The organism is Janibacter sp. CFPM2_SD2 (assembly GCF_057364645.1).
Genome location: NZ_JBNFOF010000041.1, coordinates 1 through 18,029, shown reverse-complemented (window position 1 = coordinate 18,029; position 18,029 = coordinate 1). Strand labels below are relative to the sequence as shown.

At 71.9% G+C, this 18,029-nt stretch carries 15 protein-coding genes and 2 pseudogenes; 7 read left to right on the top strand and 10 right to left on the bottom strand.

Features of this window, described 5'->3' with window-relative positions; translation table 11 throughout:
- Positions 1-141 precede the first annotated feature (141 nt).
- Entirely contained in the window at positions 142-384 is a 243-nt protein-coding gene (locus AC2W7J_RS06135; RefSeq protein ID WP_485981783.1) for a hypothetical protein, read from the top strand.
- Between the two features lie 3 nt (positions 385-387).
- Here AC2W7J_RS06135 and AC2W7J_RS06130 read toward each other — a convergent pair whose 3' ends face one another.
- On the bottom strand, positions 388-621 hold the full coding sequence (locus AC2W7J_RS06130; protein WP_255185075.1) for a hypothetical protein: 234 nt from the start codon (positions 619-621) through the stop codon (positions 388-390).
- 22 nt (positions 622-643) lie between these two features.
- Here AC2W7J_RS06130 and AC2W7J_RS06125 point away from each other — a divergent pair, with 22 nt between their 5' ends.
- A complete protein-coding gene (locus tag AC2W7J_RS06125) occupies positions 644-1,690 on the top strand; it encodes a Gfo/Idh/MocA family protein (RefSeq protein ID WP_485981782.1) in 1,047 nt (348 codons plus the stop codon).
- Here the strand turns inward: AC2W7J_RS06125 and AC2W7J_RS06120 are convergent.
- Positions 1,674-2,027, bottom strand: a complete 354-nt coding sequence (locus tag AC2W7J_RS06120) for a sterol carrier family protein (RefSeq protein WP_485981781.1) — start codon at positions 2,025-2,027, stop codon at positions 1,674-1,676. The genes AC2W7J_RS06125 and AC2W7J_RS06120 overlap by 17 nt on opposite strands.
- Before the next feature lie 175 nt (positions 2,028-2,202).
- Between AC2W7J_RS06120 and AC2W7J_RS06115 the strand changes: the two genes are divergently transcribed.
- Both AC2W7J_RS06115 and AC2W7J_RS06110 read left to right on the top strand, forming a co-directional pair.
- Positions 2,203-4,542, top strand: coding sequence for a bifunctional metallophosphatase/5'-nucleotidase (locus AC2W7J_RS06115; RefSeq protein ID WP_485981780.1), 2,340 nt, complete (start codon positions 2,203-2,205; stop codon positions 4,540-4,542).
- The gene (locus tag AC2W7J_RS06110) at positions 4,500-5,312 is read left to right on the top strand and encodes a spermidine synthase (RefSeq protein ID WP_485981779.1); all 813 of its coding nucleotides are present in this window, start codon (positions 4,500-4,502) and stop codon (positions 5,310-5,312) included. The genes AC2W7J_RS06115 and AC2W7J_RS06110 overlap by 43 nt, the downstream gene beginning before the upstream one ends.
- 3 nt (positions 5,313-5,315) lie before the next feature.
- On the opposite strand, the gene AC2W7J_RS06105 is transcribed toward AC2W7J_RS06110, so the two are convergent.
- Positions 5,316-5,984, bottom strand: a complete 669-nt coding sequence (locus AC2W7J_RS06105; RefSeq protein ID WP_255185070.1) for an HAD family hydrolase — start codon at positions 5,982-5,984, stop codon at positions 5,316-5,318.
- Positions 5,977-6,434 (bottom strand): annotated as a pseudogene (locus AC2W7J_RS06100) (MarR family winged helix-turn-helix transcriptional regulator). The gene AC2W7J_RS06105 and the pseudogene AC2W7J_RS06100 overlap by 8 nt, the downstream one beginning before the upstream one ends.
- A gap of 154 nt (positions 6,435-6,588) precedes the next feature.
- On the opposite strand from AC2W7J_RS06100, the gene AC2W7J_RS06095 reads away from it, so the two are divergent.
- Positions 6,589-7,740, top strand: a complete 1,152-nt coding sequence (locus AC2W7J_RS06095; protein WP_485981784.1) for an MFS transporter — start codon at positions 6,589-6,591, stop codon at positions 7,738-7,740.
- A 97-nt stretch (positions 7,741-7,837) separates the two neighbouring features.
- Here AC2W7J_RS06095 and purL read toward each other — a convergent pair.
- The 3 genes and pseudogenes from purL to purS form a co-directional block, all read right to left on the bottom strand.
- Positions 7,838-10,110: pseudogene (gene purL, locus AC2W7J_RS06090) on the bottom strand (phosphoribosylformylglycinamidine synthase subunit PurL).
- Positions 10,107-10,778: a phosphoribosylformylglycinamidine synthase subunit PurQ gene (gene purQ / locus AC2W7J_RS06085; RefSeq protein ID WP_255185067.1), complete on the bottom strand. Its 672-nt coding sequence runs from the start codon at positions 10,776-10,778 to the stop codon at positions 10,107-10,109. The pseudogene purL and the gene purQ overlap by 4 nt, the downstream one beginning before the upstream one ends.
- On the bottom strand, positions 10,775-11,065 hold the full coding sequence (gene purS / locus AC2W7J_RS06080; RefSeq protein ID WP_255185066.1) for a phosphoribosylformylglycinamidine synthase subunit PurS: 291 nt from the start codon (positions 11,063-11,065) through the stop codon (positions 10,775-10,777). The genes purQ and purS overlap by 4 nt, the downstream gene beginning before the upstream one ends.
- Before the next feature lie 62 nt (positions 11,066-11,127).
- Here purS and AC2W7J_RS06075 point away from each other — a divergent pair, with 62 nt between their 5' ends.
- On the top strand, positions 11,128-12,783 hold the full coding sequence (locus AC2W7J_RS06075) for an ABC1 kinase family protein (protein WP_485981778.1): 1,656 nt from the start codon (positions 11,128-11,130) through the stop codon (positions 12,781-12,783).
- 16 nt (positions 12,784-12,799) lie between these two features.
- Here AC2W7J_RS06075 and AC2W7J_RS06070 read toward each other — a convergent pair whose 3' ends face one another.
- Entirely contained in the window at positions 12,800-14,353 is a 1,554-nt protein-coding gene (locus AC2W7J_RS06070; RefSeq protein ID WP_485981777.1) for a fatty acyl-CoA synthetase, read from the bottom strand.
- Positions 14,354-14,502: 149 nt separating this feature from the next.
- On the opposite strand from AC2W7J_RS06070, the gene AC2W7J_RS06065 reads away from it, so the two are divergent.
- Positions 14,503-16,314: an alpha/beta hydrolase gene (locus AC2W7J_RS06065; protein WP_485981776.1), complete on the top strand. Its 1,812-nt coding sequence runs from the start codon at positions 14,503-14,505 to the stop codon at positions 16,312-16,314.
- A 170-nt stretch (positions 16,315-16,484) separates the two neighbouring features.
- On the opposite strand, the gene AC2W7J_RS06060 is transcribed toward AC2W7J_RS06065, so the two are convergent.
- Both AC2W7J_RS06060 and AC2W7J_RS06055 read right to left on the bottom strand, forming a co-directional pair.
- A complete protein-coding gene (locus AC2W7J_RS06060; RefSeq protein ID WP_485981775.1) occupies positions 16,485-17,384 on the bottom strand; it encodes a phosphoribosylaminoimidazolesuccinocarboxamide synthase in 900 nt (299 codons plus the stop codon).
- A gap of 27 nt (positions 17,385-17,411) precedes the next feature.
- Positions 17,412-17,801, bottom strand: a complete 390-nt coding sequence (locus tag AC2W7J_RS06055; RefSeq protein ID WP_485981774.1) for a hypothetical protein — start codon at positions 17,799-17,801, stop codon at positions 17,412-17,414.
- Between the last annotated feature and the right edge of the window lie 228 nt (positions 17,802-18,029).

The window sequence follows — 18,029 nt, the reverse complement described above, 5'->3', positions numbered from 1 at the left end:
CGGCCCCGCCCGCAGCGTGCCGCTCGGGCTCTGGCTGCTGGCACTGGCCGCGGTGCTCGCGACGATGCCGCACGTGCCGACCGACGGCCCGGGCGCCGAGACGACGCCGCTCGGCCGGCTGCACATGGTGCTAGCGGTCGCGTGGTTCACCATCGCCTACTCGACGATCGGACCGACCGGGGACCTGCTCGTCCGGCTCACGGGGGCGGCGCGCCCGGCCTGGCCCTGCTCGACCACGTCGCCGCGGTCGCGCTCGTGTGCCTCGTCGTCTCGCTGGTCGTGCGGCCGCTGCGGTCGCGGACCTTCGGGGTGAGCGAGCGGGCCTTCATCCTCGCCGTCACCCTCGCACCGCTCGTCTCGGCGGTGGCGTTGGCGCGGGCCTGAGGACTACTTGCGATAGGTGAGCAGGGCGACGACGACCGCGCCGACGAAGCCACCGACGCACAGGCCGAGCACGCTCATGAAGCCGAGGGCGGCGCCCGGGTCGTAGTCGATGTTGAACCCGGCGTTGCGGTCGGGGCCGAGCATGCTGACGACGCCGAAGACGACCAGGCCGATGATCGCCCCCGTCACGATGAAGGGGACGGGCTTGGGGTTGCTCCGGGGACGCTGCGCACTCACGCCTCCATCGTAGGTTGGATCCATGAGCAGCCAGCGCCCGCATGCCGATGTCCCCGGGATGAAGCTCCCTGCGCCGCGCACCCCCGACCCGGCGGCCGCGCCCGGTCTGCGGTGGGGCCTGCTCGGTGCCGGGTGGATCGCCGGGCAGATGGCGATCTCGCTGCGCGGCACCGCCCAGCAGGTCGTCGCGGTCGGCTCGCGGGACACGCAGCGCGCGCAGGCCTTCGTCGGCGAGCACGTCCCCGGCGCGCGGGCCCACGGCAGCTATGCCGACCTCGTCGCCGACCCGGAGGTCGACGTCGTCCACGTCGCCAGCCCGCACAGCGAGCACCTCGAGCACGCGCTCCTCGCGATCCGCGCCGGCAAGCACGTGCTCGTCGAGAAGCCGCTGGCCCCCACGGCCGACGAGGCCGCGCAGATCGCCACCGCAGCCCGCGAGGCCGGCGTCTTCTGCATGGAGGCGATGTGGACCCGCTTCCTCCCCCACATCGACGTCCTGCGCCAGGTGCTCGACGCCGGGATGCTCGGCGAGGTGAGCACGGTGCTCGCCGACCACTCGATCCAGCTGTGGCCCGACGGCCCCGAGCGGCTGGCGAGCCCGGACCTCGCGGGCGGCGCGATGCTCGACCTGGGGATCTACCCGCTCTCCTTCGCCTCGCTCGTCCTCGGCGGGATCAGCTCGGCGGCCGGCCTGGGGTCGCTCACCGACCGTGGCGTCGACCGTCGGGTCGCCTTCGTCGTGCAGGGCCCGAGCGGGGCCGTCGCCTCGTGCGCCACCGACATGTCCGTCTCGTCCCCGACGACCGCCTCGGTCAACGGCACGTGGGCCCGCCTCGAGCTCGAGACGCAGTTCTACACCCCGACGACGATGCGACTGGTCGGCGCCGACGGCGTCGTCCTCGACACGATGGCGGGTGACCCGATCGAGAAGCACCGCGGCCTGCGGCACGAGGCCACGGAGGTGGCCGTGCGGGTCACCGCCGGCGAGACCGAGTCGCCGGTCATGCCGCTCGACGAGAGCGTGCGGGTGCTCGAGGTCGCCGAGGAGCTGCTCAGCTCCCTTCGGTGAGCGGGAGGTGGGCGGACAGGTCGGTCCGCTGACCGCTCACCCGCACCCGGCCCGAGGCGACGCCGTCGGCCCACGCGAGGTCACCGACGGCCAGCTCCAGCCAGGTCTGCGGGTCGGTCTCGACGACCGCCGGCGGGGTGCCGCGGGTGTGCACCGGCCCCTCGACGCACTGCGCCGCGGCGAAGGGAGGCACCCGCACCTCGACGCTGGCGGCCGGGGGCCACGTCGGCGAGCTCGGCACCGTGTGCCGCACCGCGGTCGCCACCGTCGCCCGGTCGACCGCCGAGCGGTCGTCGCTGGCGGACCACGCGTGCAGCGCGGCCCACCCTTCGTCCACGGGAATGCGTCGTCGTCCGGCCACGGCGTCAGTCTCCCACCACCAGAGGTTCACCCGGCGGTCAGGAAACCTCCCCCCTTCGTCCTGCGCCCGTCTCCCCGGTAGGGCACGATCGGGTGCGATGCGCCCGGTGTCGGGCACGTCACACACCCCTGTTTGTCCCGGAGGAACCCACATGTCCCTGAAGAAGAGGGGCGCGTCGCTGCTCGTCGGAGCGGGTGCGGTCGCCGCACTCGTCGCCACGGCCGGCACCGCCCACGCCGCCGACCCGGTCCAGCCCGGCTCGATCGACCCCGCCCTGACCACGGTCAACCTGCTGAACTTCAACGACTTCCACGGTCGCATCGACGCCGACAACAAGGGCACGCTCGGCAAGTCCTTCGCGTGCACCGTCGTCTCGACGCGCGCGGCGCTCGGCGAGGACTCGACGGCGCTGCTGTCGGCCGGCGACAACATCGGGGCCTCCCCCTTCACCTCCTCGTCGCAGCAGGACCTGCCGACGATCCAGTTCCTCAACGCGCTGGGGCTCAAGGCGAGCGCCGTGGGCAACCACGAGTTCGACCAGGGCATGTCCGACCTCACCGGCCGGGTCTCCCAGGCGGCCGACTTCGACCTGCTGGGGGCCAACGTCTACGAGCGCGGCACGATGACGCCCGCCCTCGACGAGTACACGATCATCGAGGTCTCGGGTCTCAAGGTCGGCGTCGTCGGCGCGGTCACCGAGCAGACCGCCTCGCTCGTCTCCCCCGCCGGCATCACGGGCGTCGACTTCGGCGACCCGGTCGCCGCGGTCAACCGCGTCGCGGGCCAGCTCAAGGACGGCGACGCGACCAACGGCGAGGCCGACATCGTCGTCGCCGAGTACCACGAGGGCGCGACCACCGGTGACGACACGAGCACCCTCGACGAGCAGGTCGCGGCGGGCGGCGCCTTCGCCGACATCGTCAACGACACGGCCGGCGAGGTCGACGCGATCTTCACCGCGCACACCCACCGCACCTATGCCTGGGACGCCCCCGCCCCCGGTGGCGGCACCCGCCCCATCATCCAGTCCGGCTCCTACGGCAACCCGCTCGGCCAGGTGCAGCTCGGCTTCGACCCGCAGACGCGCAAGGTCACGCAGTACTCCGCGACGAACCTCAAGGTGAGCGCCCCGACCGCGGACTGCGCCGCCGACCCGGCCTACGTCGAGGCCGCCGCGATCGTCGACACCGCCGTCAGCGAGGCCGCCGAGGTCGGCAAGCAGGTCGTCGGCAAGGTCTCGAGCGACATCACGACCGCCTTCAGCGCCGCCGGCGGCCGCGACGACCGTCAGCGCGAGTCCACCCTCGGCAACCTCACCGCCGACATCTGGCTCGACGCGCTCAACCAGCCCGGCCGCAGCGGCGCCGACATCGGCATCATGAACCCCGGCGGTCTGCGCTCGGACCTCATGTACGCCCCGACGGCCGCCGAGGCCCCCGGCGAGGTGACCTACGCGGAGGCCGCGTCGATCAACCCCTTCGCCAACACGCTGATGACGGTCGACATCACCGGCGCCCAGCTGCGCACCCTGCTCGAGCAGCAGTGGCAGCCGGAGGGTGAGTCGCGGCCCTTCCTCAAGCTCGGCCTGTCCGACAACGTCACCTACACCTTCGACCCGGACGCGGCGAAGGGCAGCCACATCACCTCGGTCATGGTCGACGGTGCGCCCGTGGACGAGGCCGCGACCTACACGATCGCCTCCGGCTCCTTCCTCATCAGCGGCGGTGACAACTTCACCGTCCTCGGCGAGGGCACCGACCGCAAGGACTCGGGTCTCATCGACACCGACGCCTTCATCAACTACTTCGGTGCCCGCGACGTCGTCGAGCCCGACTACCGCAAGCAGGCCGTCGCGATCAGCGGTCAGCCGAGCGAGCTGACCGAGGGCGAGCAGGTCTCCTTCACCGCCTCCGGCTTCGACATGACCTCCAAGGGCGCCCCGACGACCACCGAGGTCGAGGTCTTCGTCGGCGAGACCTCCGTCGGCACCTTCCCGGTCACGGCCGGTCTCGTCGACGGCGTCCCGACCCGCAACGGCACCGCGGACATCAGCTTCACCGCCCCCGCGGGCGTCACCGGCGACAGCACGGTCCGCCTCGTCGCCGCCCCGGGCGGCACGACGGCGAGCTTCCCCGTCACGGTGACCGCTGCCGAGACCGGCGGTGGTCACGGCGACGGGCAACGGCAAGGGCACGGGTCCCGGCACGGGCAAGGGCCACGGCCGCGGCAACACCGGCGACCACCCCCGGCCAGGGCAAGGGCCGCACCGGCGAGCACCCGGGCCAGGGCAAGGGGCGGGCGACCGGCCTGGTCCGGTGACCAGCGCCTGACGCACGACCCGAAGGGGGTCACGCACCGGTCGGTGCGTGGCCCCCTTCGCGTCTCGAGGGCCTCGCGAGGGCTCGGCCACCTCGACGACCGAAGCGGCACCTGTGTGAGGGTTGCCCCATGGCGGAGGTCGAGTTCGTGCCGGATGAGCACGGCGGTGTGACGGTGATGCGCGACGGGCACCCGCAGAGCCACGTCGACGTCGACGACGAGCACCTCGTCTTCGAGTACGTGCAGCACATGGCGGCCGTGCTCGACGCCGTCCACCCCGCGCCGGAGCCGCTCGGCGTGACCCACGTCGGCGGGGCCGGGCTGAGCCTGCCGCGCTGGGTGCACGCGACCCGGCCGGGCTCGCCGCAGATCGTCCTCGAGCCCGACGAGGCGCTCACCACGGCCGTCCGCGAGCAGCTACCGCTGCCCCGCGGGCACCGGATCCGCGTGCGGCCCCAGCTCGGCCGACCCGGTCTCGAGGCGCTCAAGGACGCCTCGGCCCATGCAGTCGTCGTCGACGCCTTCGACGAAGGGAGGGTCCCGGCGGACCTGCAGACGGTCGAGTTCTTCGGGCACGTGGCGCGGGTCCTGCGGCCCGACGGCGTGCTCGTCATGAACTCCCCCGACGAGCCGGGCTGGCGGCATCTCGCCGATGTCGTTGCCGGACTGCGAGCGGCCTTCTCCCCCAACGGCTCTCTGGCCCTCGTCGCGATGCGCGACGTCATCAAGGGGCGCCGCTACGGCAATGCCGTGCTCGCCGCCGCGCACCGCCCGCTCGACCTCGACGAGATCCGGCGGCAGGTGGGACGCTGGCCCTTCCCCTCGGGGGTGCTCGGCGCGAACGAACTGGCCCGGCGCACGGCCGGCGGCCGCGCGCTGACCGACGCCGACTCGCGGCCTGCGCCGACGGCTCCCGATCCGGGAGCCTGGCGGGTGCGCTGACCCTCAGCCCGCGCCGGTGATCCGGGAGACGACCGAGGGCAGGTCGGTCATGTCGGTGATGACCGCGGTCGCCTCGTCGAGCCAGCCGGCCGGGGTCATGTCGCTGTGGTAGCCGACCGCCGGCATGTCGGCGGCGACGGCCGCCTCGACGCCCGCGCGACTGTCCTCGACGACGACGCACCGGTCGGGGGCGAAGCCCATGGACTCGGCGGCGAGGAGGAAGACGTCGGGTGCCGGCTTGCCGCGCTCGACCTGCTCGGCGCTGAAGCGCGCGGACTCGGGGAAGAGTCCCTCCAGCCCGGTGCGCGCGAGCTTCGCGCCGATGGCCGCACGGAGCGAGCCCGAGGCGACGCACACCTGCAGGCCCAGCTCGCGGACCGCAGCCACCGCCTCGGCAGCACCCGGGACCGGCTCCAGCTCCTCCTGACTGCGGGCGAACTCGGCCCGCCAAGCGCGCTCCCACTCGGGATCCGGCACGGCGCCGGTCAGCTCGGTGAGGGTGACCCGGTTGTCCTTGTAGGCCTTGCCGACGAAGGTCTCGACGGCATCGGCCTCGGTGAAGTCGACGCCGGCGTCGCGCATCATGCCGGTCCACGTGCGTACGTTGAGGCGCTCGCTGTCGACGAGCACCCCGTCGCAGTCGAAGATGACGAGCCAGGGGGCCTCAGGCATGGGTCGGGACGACCTCGAGGGCGTGCAGGGCGTCGACGAGGGGGGCGAGCTCGGGCTGCTCGCGAGCCTCGTCGAGTGCCCGCTCGAGCACCTCGTGGTGGGTAGGGCGGGCAGTCTCGAGGAGCTCACGCCCCGCGGGGTCAGCTCGGTGTAGATGCCGCGCCGGTCGTCGGCGCAGATGATCCGGGTGAGCAGGCCGCGGTCCTCGAGCCGGTTGACCAGGCGGGTCGTCGCGCTGCTCGACAGGGCGGCGGCACGGGCGAGCTGGGACATGCGCATGTGCCAGCCCTCCTGCCGGCTGAGTGCGTCGAGGACGGTGAACTCCACGACGGACAGGCCGTGCTCGCCCTGGAGCTCACGCTCGAGGACGGCCTCGATGTGACCGTGGAGCGCGGCGAGGGTGCGCCAGCCGCGGGCGCGGATCTCGACGGCGTCATCAGCGATTCCCATGGCCCAAGATTAGCAGTCGACTTGCAACAACCCGCGTGTGCAACTAGTTTCCCTCTCCATGACCACTACTTGCACACGCGCTCTATCGGCGCAGGACGCATCGACGGCCGAGGCCGACCCGATGACCGGGGCGACGCCCCCTTCGACCCGACGGGTGCCGGCCGGGCTCGTCGCCCTGGCCGCGGGCGGCTTCGGCATCGGCCTGACGGAGTTCGTCATCGCCGGCCTGCTGCCGGAGGTCGCAGCCGACTTCCGCGTCGACGAAGCGACCGCGGGCTGGCTCATCTCCGGCTACGCGCTGTCCGTCGCCGTCGGCGCGATCGTGCTCACCGCGGCCGTCACCCGGCTGGACCGCAAGCGCGTCCTCCTCGGCCTGATGACGCTCTTCATCGCCGGCAACACCCTCTCGGCTGTCGCCGGCAGCTACGAGGCGATGCTCGTCGGCCGGGTCGTCGCGGCCCTGTGCCACGGCGCCTTCTTCGGCATCGGCTCGGTCGTCGCCGCCTCGCTCGTGGCTCCGGCGCGACGCTCGGCCGCCATCGCGGTGATGTTCACCGGCCTGACCGCGGCCAACGTCCTCGGCGTGCCGCTCGGCACCCTGCTGGGTCAGCAGCTCGGCTGGCGCTCGACCTTCTGGGCGATCACCGCGATCGGCGTCCTCGCCTTCGTCGCCATCGCCACGCTCGTGCCGCGCGGCGCCGGGCAGGGCGAAGGGAGCGCCTCGCTCCGGCACGAGGTGGTCGCCTTCCGCGAGCCCCAGGTGTGGCTCTCGCTGCTCATGACCGTGCTCGGCTTCGGCGGGATGTTCGGTGCCTTCACCTACATCGCCTTCCTGCTCACCGACGTCTCCGGCTTCGCGTCGGCGACGGTGCCGTGGCTGCTCATCCTCTTCGGCGGTGGCCTCTTCGTCGGCAACACCCTCGGCGGCCGGGCGGCCGACCGGTCGGTGTCCCGGACTCTCGTCGGCACCCTTGCGGCGCTGACACTCGTCATGGTGGGCTTCGCGCTCGTCGCGAGCTCGCCCTGGTTGGCCGTCGTCGCGCTGGTGCTCATGGGCGGCTTCGGCTTCGCCACCGTCCCGCCGCTGCAGACCCGGGTCATGTCCTGGGCGGGCGATGCCCAGACCCTCGCGTCGGGCGCCAACATCGCGGCCTTCAACGTCGGCAATGCCATCGGCGCCTGGCTCGGTGGCGTGACGATCGCCGCGGGCCTGGGCTACACCTCACCGCTGTGGGTCGGCGCCGCCATGGCGGCGGCGGCGCTCGTCGTCAGCCTCGGCGCGGACCGGCTGGCCCGGGGTCGCTGAGGCTGCGCCCCCCTTCGCCACGAGAGCCCGCGCCCACGAGCTGTGGCCGACCACCCGGAGGTGATCGGCCACAGCTTGCTGGTGCGGTGGGAGGGGCTCAGCCGAAGTAGCGGGCCATCGTCCCGGTGTGGGCGGTGCGCATCTCGTCGAGGCCGAGGTCGAGGGCGTCCTTGACCTTGAGCCGGTCACCGTCGGTGACACCGAGGCGGGCGACGGGCACGCCGTGCGTCTCGGCGATGCCGACGACCGTGGCCACGTCGGCCTCGGAGCGGAGCGTGACGAGGGCACGAGCCGTCGACTCGGAGTAGAGCGCGGTGAAGGCGTCGATGCCGTCACGCTCGAGCACCGGGGTCAGGTCGACCGAGGCACCCGTGCCGCCGGTGAGCACCGACTCGGCGAGCGCCACGGCCAGGCCGCCGTCGGACAGGTCGTGCGAGCTGGCCAGGGCACCTCGACGGGCCGCGTCGACGAAGAAGGACGCGAGCGCCTTCTCCGCGGCGAGGTCGACCCGCGGCGCTGCCCGCCGAGGTGACCGTGCAGGGCGTGCGCCCACTCGCCGCCGTCGAGCTCGTCCCGGGTCGCGCCGAGGAGCAGCACGACCTCACCGGGGGCAGCGAAACCGGAGGCGACCGAGGTGGCGACGTCGTCGATGACCCCGAGGACGCCGACGACGGGCGTCGGGTGGATCGCCGTCTCGCCGGTCTGGTTGTAGAAGGAGACGTTGCCGCCGGTCACCGGGATGCCGAGCTCGAGGCAGGCGTCGAAGAGCCCGCCGATGGCCTGCTGGAACTGCCACATGACGCCCGGGTCCTCCGGCGAGCCGAAGTTGAGGCAGTCGGTGACGGCGAGCGGCAGGGCGCCGGAGGTCGCGACATTGCGGTAGGACTCGGCGAGCGCGAGCTGGGCCCCGGCATAGGGGTCGAGCCGGCCGAAGCGGCCGTTGCAGTCCGTCGAGACGGCGACGCCCAGGCCGGACTCCTCGTCGACGCGGATGACGCCGGAGTCGTGCGGCATGGCCCGCTTGGTGTTGCCCAGGACGTAGCGGTCGTACTGGTCGGTGACCCACGACTTGTCGCAGATGTTGGGCGAGGCGAGCAGCGCGAGCAGGTCGGCGCCCAGGTCCGCGGGACGAGGAAGGGAGGAGCTCGCGTCGGCCTGCACCGCGTCGATCCACTCGGGCCGGGCGATCGGACGCTCGTAGACAGGCCCGTCGTGGGCGACGGAGCGCGGCGGCACGTCGACGATCGTCTCGCCGTGCCAGGTGATGACGAGCCGGTCGCCGTCGGTGACCTCGCCGAGGACGGCGGCCTCGACGTCCCAGCGGCCGGTGATCGCGAGGAAGGCGTCGAGCTTGTCGGGCGCGACGACGGCCATCATGCGCTCCTGCGACTCCGACATGAGGATCTCCTCCGCGCGGAGGGTGGAGTCGCGCAGCGGCACCTTGTCGAGCTCGATCTGCATGCCGCCGTCACCGGCGGACGCGAGCTCGGAGGTCGCGCAGGACAGCCCGGCTCCGCCGAGGTCCTGGATGCCCTCGACGACGCCCGCGGCGTAGAGGTCGAGGCAGCACTCGATGAGCACCTTCTCGGCGAAGGGATCGCCGACCTGGACGGCGGGCCGCTTTGCGGGGCCACCCTCCTCGAAGGTCTCGGAGGCCAGGACGGACACACCGCCGATGCCGTCGCCGCCGGTCTTGGCGCCGAAGAGGACGATCTTGTTGCCGGTGCCCGACGCGTTGGCGAGGTGCAGGTCCTCGTGACGAAGGGAGCCGACGCACAGCGCGTTGACGAGCGGGTTGCCCTGGTAGCAGTCGTCGAAGACGATCTCGCCGCCGACATTGGGCAGCCCGAGGGAGTTGCCGTAGCCGCCGATGCCCTTGACGACGCCGGGCAGGACGCGGGCGGTGTCGGGGTGGTCGATGGCACCGAAGCGAAGGGGGTCCATCACCGCGATCGGGCGGGCGCCCATCGCCATGATGTCGCGGACGATGCCACCGATGCCGGTCGCGGCACCCTGGTAGGGCTCGACATAGCTCGGGTGGTTGTGGGACTCGACCTTGAAGGTCACCGCCCAGCCCTGACCGATGTCGATGACACCCGCGTTCTCCCCGATGCCGGCGAGGGTCTTGCCGAGCGGGGTCTCGGCCGGCAGGTCACCGAAGCGCTTGAGGTGGACCTTGGAGGACTTGTAGCTGCAGTGCTCGGACCACATGACCGAGTACATCGCCAGCTCGGCGCTCGTCGGGCGACGGTCGAGGATCTCGCGGATGCGCTCGTACTCGTCGGCCTTGAGCCCGAGCTCGGCCCACGGCTGCTCGGTGTCGGGGCTGCCCTGCGCGACGGTCACGGTGTCGAGGTTGCTGACGGTCACGCGGACACCACCTGCTCGAGGACGGACGTGAAGAAGGTGCGGCCGTCGAGGCTCGGGCCGAAGCCCTCCTCGACGGCGTGCTCGGGGTGCGGCATGAGGCCGACGACGTTGCCGCGCTCGTTGGTGATGCCGGCGATGTCGCGGGAGGAGCCGTTGGGGTTGCCGCCGACGTAGCGGAAGGCGACCTGTCCCTCCCCTTCGAGCCGGTCGAGGGTGGCCTCGTCGGCGACGAACTGGCCGTCCTGGTTCTTCAGCACGATGCTGATCTCCTGGCCGGCCTCGAAGCCGGAGGTCCACGCCGTCGAGGTCGACTCGACGCGCAGGACCTGGTCCTTGCACAGGAACTTGCGGTGGTCGTTCTGGATCATCGACCCGGGGAGCAGGTGCGACTCGGTGAGGATCTGGAAGCCGTTGCAGATCCCGAGGACCGGCATCCCTCCCTTCGCCGCGGTGATGACCTCACCCATGACCGGGGCGAACCGGGCGATGGCCCCGGCGCGCAGGTAGTCGCCGTAGGAGAAGCCGCCCGGGATGACGACCGCGTCGACGCCGTGGAGGTCCGCGTCGCCGTGCCACAGGGCGACGGCCTCGCCGCCGCAGAGGGTCACGGCGCGGCGGGCGTCGGAGTCGTCGAGGCTGCCGGGGAAGGTGACGACGCCGATCTTCACGCGCCGGCCCCGGTGATCGGCGCCTGCTCCGGCTCGTCGCTCGTCAGCTCGTGGACGCTCACGACGTCCTCGATGACGGGATTGGACAGGAGGGTCTCGGCGGCCTCGCGGGCCGACGCCAGGTGCGCCTCGGTCACGTCGCCGTCGACGGACAGCACGAAGCGCTTGCCCTGCCGCACGTCGGTGAACTGGTCGATCCCCAGCCGGGGCAGCGCCCCCCGGACCGCCTGGCCCTGGGGGTCGAGGATCTCGGGCTTGAGCATGACGTCGACGACGATGCGTCCCACGGGGAATCTCCTGGTGCGAAGGGGGTGCGTCCGCGGCGAGTCTAGTTGGGCAGGATGGACCCATGAGCAGCAGCCGGTACTCCGACCTCGTGCGACTCCTCCTGCGTCACGGCCGGGGTGACCTGCTCGCCGGAGCGCAGCAGGACGATCTCGGCGCCGACGAGGACCTGCCGGACGGGGCGACGCAGGGGGCGAAGGCCTTCGCCGCGGACCTCGAGGCGATGGGGCCCACGTACATCAAGCTCGGCCAGCTGCTCTCCACGCGCTTCGACCTGCTGCCGCCGGCCTACACCCAGGCCCTGACCCGGCTGCAGGACTCGGTGGAGCCCTTCCCCTTCGAGCAGGTCCGCGAGATCGTCGAGGAGGAGCTCGGGGCGCGGATCAAGGACCTCTTCGCGTTCTTCGACGAGGAGCCGCTCGCGGCGGCCTCGCTCGGCCAGGTCCACCGGGCGACGACCCGCTCCGGGAGGGACGTCGTCGTCAAGGTGCAGCGTCCCGACGTGCGCGAGGCGGTCCGCGGCGACATGGACGCCCTGGACACCGTCACCGGCCTGGCGGACAAGCACACGAGCATCGGTCGCTCCTACGGTCTCAACCAGCTGCTGCGCCAGTTCCGCCGCTCGCTCGTCGACGAGCTCGACTACCGCCGCGAGGCGCGCAACCTGCTGCGCTTCATCGAGCTGACCGCCGAGCACGACCGGCTCGTCGTGCCGGAGCCGGTGATGCAGCTGACGACGACCCGGGTGCTGACGATGGAGCACATCGAGGGCCGCAAGGTCACCGACCTCGGGCCTCTGGCGCTCATCGACCTCGACGCCCGCCCGCTCGTGGAGCAGCTCTTCCACTGCTATCTGCGGATGATCCTCGACGACGGGGTCCTCCACGCCGACCCGCACCCGGGCAACCTGCTCGTCACCGACGACGGGCGCCTGGCCCTGCTGGACCTCGGGATGGTCGCGACGGTGCCCCAGCGGGTGCAGACGCACGTCACCAAGCTCCTGCTCGCGATCAACGATGGTGAGGGCGAGGAGGCCGCAGCCGTCCTGGCGGACATGGGCCACCCTCTCGAGGACCACGACGCCGCAGCCTTCCGCGACGACGTGGCGCACCTCGTGAGCGAGGCGGTGGCCAGCGGCTCCGATGTGCAGGCCGGCCGACTGCTCGTCGAGCTGTCGCGCCTCTCGGGGGTCCACGGCCTGCGACCACCGGCGGAGATGGCGATGATCGGCAAGGCGCTGCTCAACCTCGACCAGACGACCATCCACCTCGACCCGGACTTCTCCCCCGCGGACGCGATCCGGGACAACGTGTCCGACATCTTCGCCTCGTCGCTCAAGGTCTCGCCCGGAGGGCTGCTCACGGCAGCCATCGAGACCAAGGAGTTCACCGCGCAGCTGCCCAAGCGGGCCAACCGGATCCTGGACACCCTCGCCCGCGGCGAGATGCGGGTGCGGGTCGACGCCATCGACGAGCAGCGGCTGCACCTCGTGCTCCAGCGGGTCGCCAACCGGCTGACCCTCGGCCTGATCATCGCGGCAACGATCATCGGCGCGGCGATGATGATGCGCGTCGAGACCGACGCGCGCATCCTCGGTTTCCCGGCGATCGCTATGGTCTTCTTCACCGTCGCCGTGCTGGCGGCCGTCGCGCTCGCGGTGCACATCGTGCTCACCGACCGGGAGATCGCGCGCAACCACCCTTCGCGTGAGGAGGACTAGCCCGAGCGGCGCACCATCAGCTGAAGCGCTCCCGCAGCTCGCGCTTGAGGATCTTGCCGCTCGGGTTCTTGGGCAGCTCGGTGAGGATCTCGATCCGCTTGGGCCGCTTGTAGCTCGCGAGCACCTGCGCGCAGTGCTCCTGCACCGACTCGACGCTCAGGCCCGAGCCCTCCTTGGGCACGACCGTCGCGGTGACCGCCTCGACCCACTTCGCGTCCGGCAGGGCGAAGACCGCGACCTCGGCGACGTCGGGGTGGGCATAGATCGCCTCCTCGACCTCACGGGAGGCGACGTTTTCACCCCCGGTCTTGATCATGTCCGTCTTGCGGTCGACGATCGTGATCCGCCCTTCGTCGTCCGCGATCGCGAGGTCACCGGAGTGGAACCAGCCACCGGCGAAGGCCTCGGCGGTCTTGTCCTCGTTGCGCCAGTAGCCGGCGGCGATCTGCGGGCTGCGGTGGACGACTTCGCCGACCTCGCCGACGGGCACCTCGTGGCCGGCGTCGTCGACGAGCCGGGTCTCGACCATGAGCACGGGCCGCCCCGCGGAGCCGGCGTGGGAGAGCTGCTCGTGCGGCGGCAGGATCGTCGCGACGGGGGCGAGCTCGGTCTGGCCGTAGAAGTTCCACAGGTCGACGTCGGGCAGCCGCTGCTGGATCTCCTTGAGGATCTCCACCGGCATCGGGGACGCCCCGTAGTAGCCCTTGCGCAGGCTGCTCAGGTCGGTGCCGTCGAAGTCGGCGTGCCGCAGCAGCGAGATCCACACGGTCGGTGGCGCGAAGTACTTCGTCACCCCGTGCTCGGCGATGGTGGCGAGCACGGTCGCCGGGTCGGGCGCCGGCAGGATGATGCTCGTCGCGCCGAGCATGATGTCCGGCCCGAGGAAGCAGTCGAGCTGGGCGCAGTGGTACAGCGGCAGTGTGTGCAGGTCGATGTCGTCCCCGCTCATGCCGCCGTCGATGATCGCGCTGAGGTACTCGGCCTGCAGCGCGCGGGAGGTGAGCAGCGCCCCCTTCGGCCGGGACTCGGTGCCGGAGGTGTACATCAGGCGGATCGGGTCGTCGTCGGCGACGGTCGGCGGCTCCCAACCGGTCGCGTCGGTGGCCCGCAGGTCGGCGAAGGGGGTCCACCCGCCACTCCCGTCGCCGGTCACCACCCGGGTCCCGATCTCGAGCCCGCTCGCGGCGATCGCCTCGTCGGCGGTGGCGACGAACTCCGACTGGGTCACCACCGCGACCGGCTCGCTGTCGCGGAGGATGTAGCCGACCTCGTCGGCGGTGAGCATGAAGTTGATCGGCACGAGGATCGCGCCGAGCCGTGCCGCGCCCCAGGCGATCGCGGCGAAGTCGGCGCTGTTGCGGCTGAGCAGGGCGACGCGGTCCCCCTTCGCCACGCCGCGCTCGGCGAGGCCTGCGGCCACCGAGGTGACGATCGCGTCGAGCTCGCGATAGGTCCAGCGGACCTCGCCGTCGATGATCGCGACCTTGTCCCGGTGGCGAGCAGCGCTGCGGCGCAACACCTCCCCGAGTCCGTTGGCGCGGGCGGTGGCCATCTCGGTCGTCGTCGACATGCGGGCAGTCTGCCCGCGCAGGGGCGCCGCGTCATCCCCCTTCGTCGGTCCGTGAAACACCCCGGGCGACCTTGCCGGACAAGTGATGCACCTCACCCCTAGATTGATCGCAGCCGGCGCACCCGGTGCCGGGACACAGGGGATGACACATGCACAGCTTGAGACTGCGAGCGCTCGCGCTCGGCGCCACCGCCGCCCTCGGACTTGGACTCACGACCACCGCCACCGCGGCACCGACCACGGCGCAGGCCGACACCACCGCCAGCGCGTGGAAGCCCAGCGAGAACAGCAAGCTCAACAAGGTCGCGACGCCGCGCCTGTCGTGGTTCAGCTGCTACGGCGGGGCCCGCTGCGCGAATGCCAAGGTGCCGCTCGACTACGACAAGCCGACGGGCACGAAGACCAATGTCGCCGTCCTGCGCCTGCCTGCCACGGGCAAGCGGATCGGCACGCTCTTCGTCAACCCCGGCGGCCCCGGCGGCTCGTCGACCGAGATGGCCTACTTCGCCGACCAGTGGCTCTCGCCGGAGGTCCGCGCGAAGTTCGACGTCGTCGGCGTCGACCCCCGCGGCGTCGGCTTCAGCGACCACGTGCAGTGCCTGCCCGTCGAGGACCAGGACACCGTCTTCAGCAAGGTGAGCAGCGCCTTCCCCGTCGGCTGGACCCAGGAGCAGCGCTGGATCCAGGGGATGAAGAAGATCTCCCGGGCCTGCTCCACCAATGCACTCGCGACGTCGATGTCGACCGCCGAGGTCGCCCGCGACATGGAGATGGTCCGGCGCGCGATCGGCGACGGACCGCTGAGCTACCTCGGCTTCTCCTACGGCAGCCACCTCGGCACCACCTACGCCAATATGTTCCCCGGCAACTTCCGCAGCATCGTCATCGACGGCACCCTGAGCCCGACGTCCTGGTCGGGCACCGCGTGGAACCAGAGCCTCCCCCTCGAGCGTCGGTTGCGCTCTGGCGTCGGTGCTCACAAGGCGCTCGACAAGATCCTCACCGAGTGCGGCAAGGCCGGCCCCGACCGGTGCTACTTCGCCACCGGCGGCGACCCGAAGAAGAAGTACGCCGCGATGACCGCGTCCCTGAAGAAGGAGCCGGCCGTCATCACCGACCCCTACACCGGCGAGGAGATGACCCTCACCTATGCCGACCTCGTCGGCACGGTGCTGTCGGGCCTCTACGACCCGGAGGCGCCGATGCTCGTCGACTTCATGCTCAGCGACATCGAGTGGATGATCGGCCAGTCCCAGGGTGCCGCGGCACGTCGCGCCGGTGGCCACCAGGTCGACCAGCGCACCATCACGGCGATCAAGCAGGCCGACCAGGCACCCCGGCGCGCCTTCGCCTACGACAACTCGCTCGACGCCTTCCTCTCCGTGACCTGCACCGACAGCCGCGAGACGACGAAGATCGCCGACTACCCGGCCTACGCCAAGCAGCAGGAGACCAAGGCCCCTGGCTTCGGCCCGCTGTGGCTCTGGGGAAGCGCCGGGTGCGCCGGCGACTCCTTCACCGGCCAGGACGAGGACGCCTACGTCGGCCCCTACGACAAGGTCTCGCCCAAGGGCGTGCTCATCGTCGCCAACTACTGGGACCCGGCCACCAACTACGACGGCGCGGTCCAGACCCGCAACACGCTCGGCCGCTCGCGGCTGATCTCGAGCGACTCGTGGGGCCACACGGCCTACGGCGTCTCCCAGTGCGTCACGACGCGCGTCGACCGCTACCTCGTCACCGGCGCCTCACCGTCGAGCGATGCCACCTGCCCGGCGGAGTCCGAGCCCTTCCCCGCCGTCGACGAGCCCCCGGCCGAGACGGTGCAGCAGCTGCTCGCCACGAAGTCCCTGCCAGCGCCCGCGGCCAGGGCTTCCCGGCACCGACCGTCGTGCGCTGACGCTCGCTGCCCCGGTGGGCGGGCGCCTGGCCGATCCCGTCAGGCGCCCGCCTCGGAGTGACTCACGGGTACGACGACCACTTCCGGGGCCACCCGGAAGGCGAGGCCCAAGATCGCGGGCCGCGCGTCGCACCGTCTGGCTCGACTGGTCGTCGTACCCGCGGGTCACCTCCGACGCGTCCGACCGGCCTGCGCATCCAACCGGCGCTCCGGCCGGGCCCCGACTCGACCTCAGGCGGAGAAGGTCTGCCCGGTGAGCCGCTCGTAGGCCTCGACGTACTTCGCCCGGGTCTGCGCGACGACGTCCTCCGGGAGCGAAGGGGGCGCCTCGCCCGAGCTCTTGTCCCAGCCGCTCGCCGGCGACGTCAGCCAGTCGCGGACATATTGCTTGTCGAAGCTCGGCTGCTGCCGGCCGGGCTGCCACTCGTCGGCGGGCCAGAAGCGCGAGGAGTCCGGCGTGAGCACCTCGTCGGCGAGGACGATCTCGTCGCCGCGCATGCCGAACTCGACCTTCGTGTCCGCGAGGATGATGCCGCGCTCGGTGGCGATCTCGTTGCCGCGCTGGAGGATCCGCACGGTGAGGTCGCGCACGCGCGCGGCGAGGTCCTCGCCGATCTCGGCCACGACGCCGGAGTACGGGATCGGCTCGTCGTGCTCGCCTACGGGCGCCTTGGTCGAGGGGGTGAAGATCGGCTCCGGCAGGGGCGAGCCGTCGACGAGGCCGGCCGGCAGTTCGATGCCGCTGACGGCGCCGGTCGACTGGTACTCCCCCAGCCCACCGCCGGTGAGGTAGGCGCGGGCGACGCACTCGACGGGCAGCATCTCGAGGCGCTCGACGAGCACCGCGCGCCCGGCGACCGCCGCGGGGACGTCGGTCGAGACGACGTGGTGCGGCACGAGGTCGGCGAGCTGGTCGAACCACCACAGCGACATCTGCGTGAGCACCGCGCCCTTGTCGGGGATCGGGGTGTCGAGCACGAAGTCGTAGGCCGACATCCGGTCGCTCGCGACGAGCAGCAGCTGGTCCTGGCGCGGCTGCCCGTCGGCGCCGATCGGCGCGTAGAGGTCGCGCACCTTGCCGGAGTAGACGTGGGCGTAGCCGGGCAGCTCGAGGTGGCCGTCAGTCGTCATGGCGCACATCCTCGCAGGGGTGGCGCGTCAGAGGCCGACGAGCCCCCGGATCAGGCGGGCGACGTCGGCATCGGATGGTCGGCTGCCGGCAGGCCCGGAGTAGACGACGAGGACCGCACCGTGCCCATCCCCGGCGTCGACCCCCCATCCCGTGTAGGAAGCGGAGTTCGGCGTGGCCACCTTTTCGTAGCGGGTGATGGCCGGGTCGTCGCTCGCGATGGCCCGGTCGGGCGGCTCGACAAGACCCTTGCCCAAGTCCGTCGCCCGACCGTCGGCGGCGACCGCCACGCTGATCCCGACGCCGGACCCAACGACCGGCCGGTAGTACACGACGCTGCCGGGGATCCCGGGAGGGTCGGCGAAGACATCAGGGCTCTGGACCGTGGCACCCGTCGCCTCGCCGATCCAGGCGTCCACAGTGTGCGGGTCGCAGCTCGTCGGCGCCGTGCTGCAGGAGACGAAGGAGGGGGTCCCCCCTCCCGCGGGCGGCTGCCCCGAGAGGCTGGACCCACCCGTCAGGGTCGCGGCGAGACCGCCGGCGAGGAGGTCAGGCCCAGCGCGGGCACGAGGACCGCTGCCCTGCGGCGGCGCACGCGGCGACGGCCACCGGCGACGACGTCGTCGACGGACCCCGGCCACCCCGGG

Coding starts and splice junctions, on each gene's coding strand:
- AC2W7J_RS06060 (WP_485981775.1), bottom strand. CDS start 17,384: ATGACGACTGACGGCCACCTCGAGCTGCCCGGCTACGCCCACGTCTAC.
- AC2W7J_RS06065 (WP_485981776.1), top strand. CDS start 14,503: ATGCACAGCTTGAGACTGCGAGCGCTCGCGCTCGGCGCCACCGCCGCC.
- AC2W7J_RS06125 (WP_485981782.1), top strand. CDS start 644: ATGAGCAGCCAGCGCCCGCATGCCGATGTCCCCGGGATGAAGCTCCCT.
- AC2W7J_RS06110 (WP_485981779.1), top strand. CDS start 4,500: ATGGCGGAGGTCGAGTTCGTGCCGGATGAGCACGGCGGTGTGACGGTG.
- AC2W7J_RS06105 (WP_255185070.1), bottom strand. CDS start 5,984: ATGCCTGAGGCCCCCTGGCTCGTCATCTTCGACTGCGACGGGGTGCTC.
- AC2W7J_RS06115 (WP_485981780.1), top strand. CDS start 2,203: ATGTCCCTGAAGAAGAGGGGCGCGTCGCTGCTCGTCGGAGCGGGTGCG.
- AC2W7J_RS06075 (WP_485981778.1), top strand. CDS start 11,128: ATGAGCAGCAGCCGGTACTCCGACCTCGTGCGACTCCTCCTGCGTCAC.
- AC2W7J_RS06070 (WP_485981777.1), bottom strand. CDS start 14,353: ATGTCGACGACGACCGAGATGGCCACCGCCCGCGCCAACGGACTCGGG.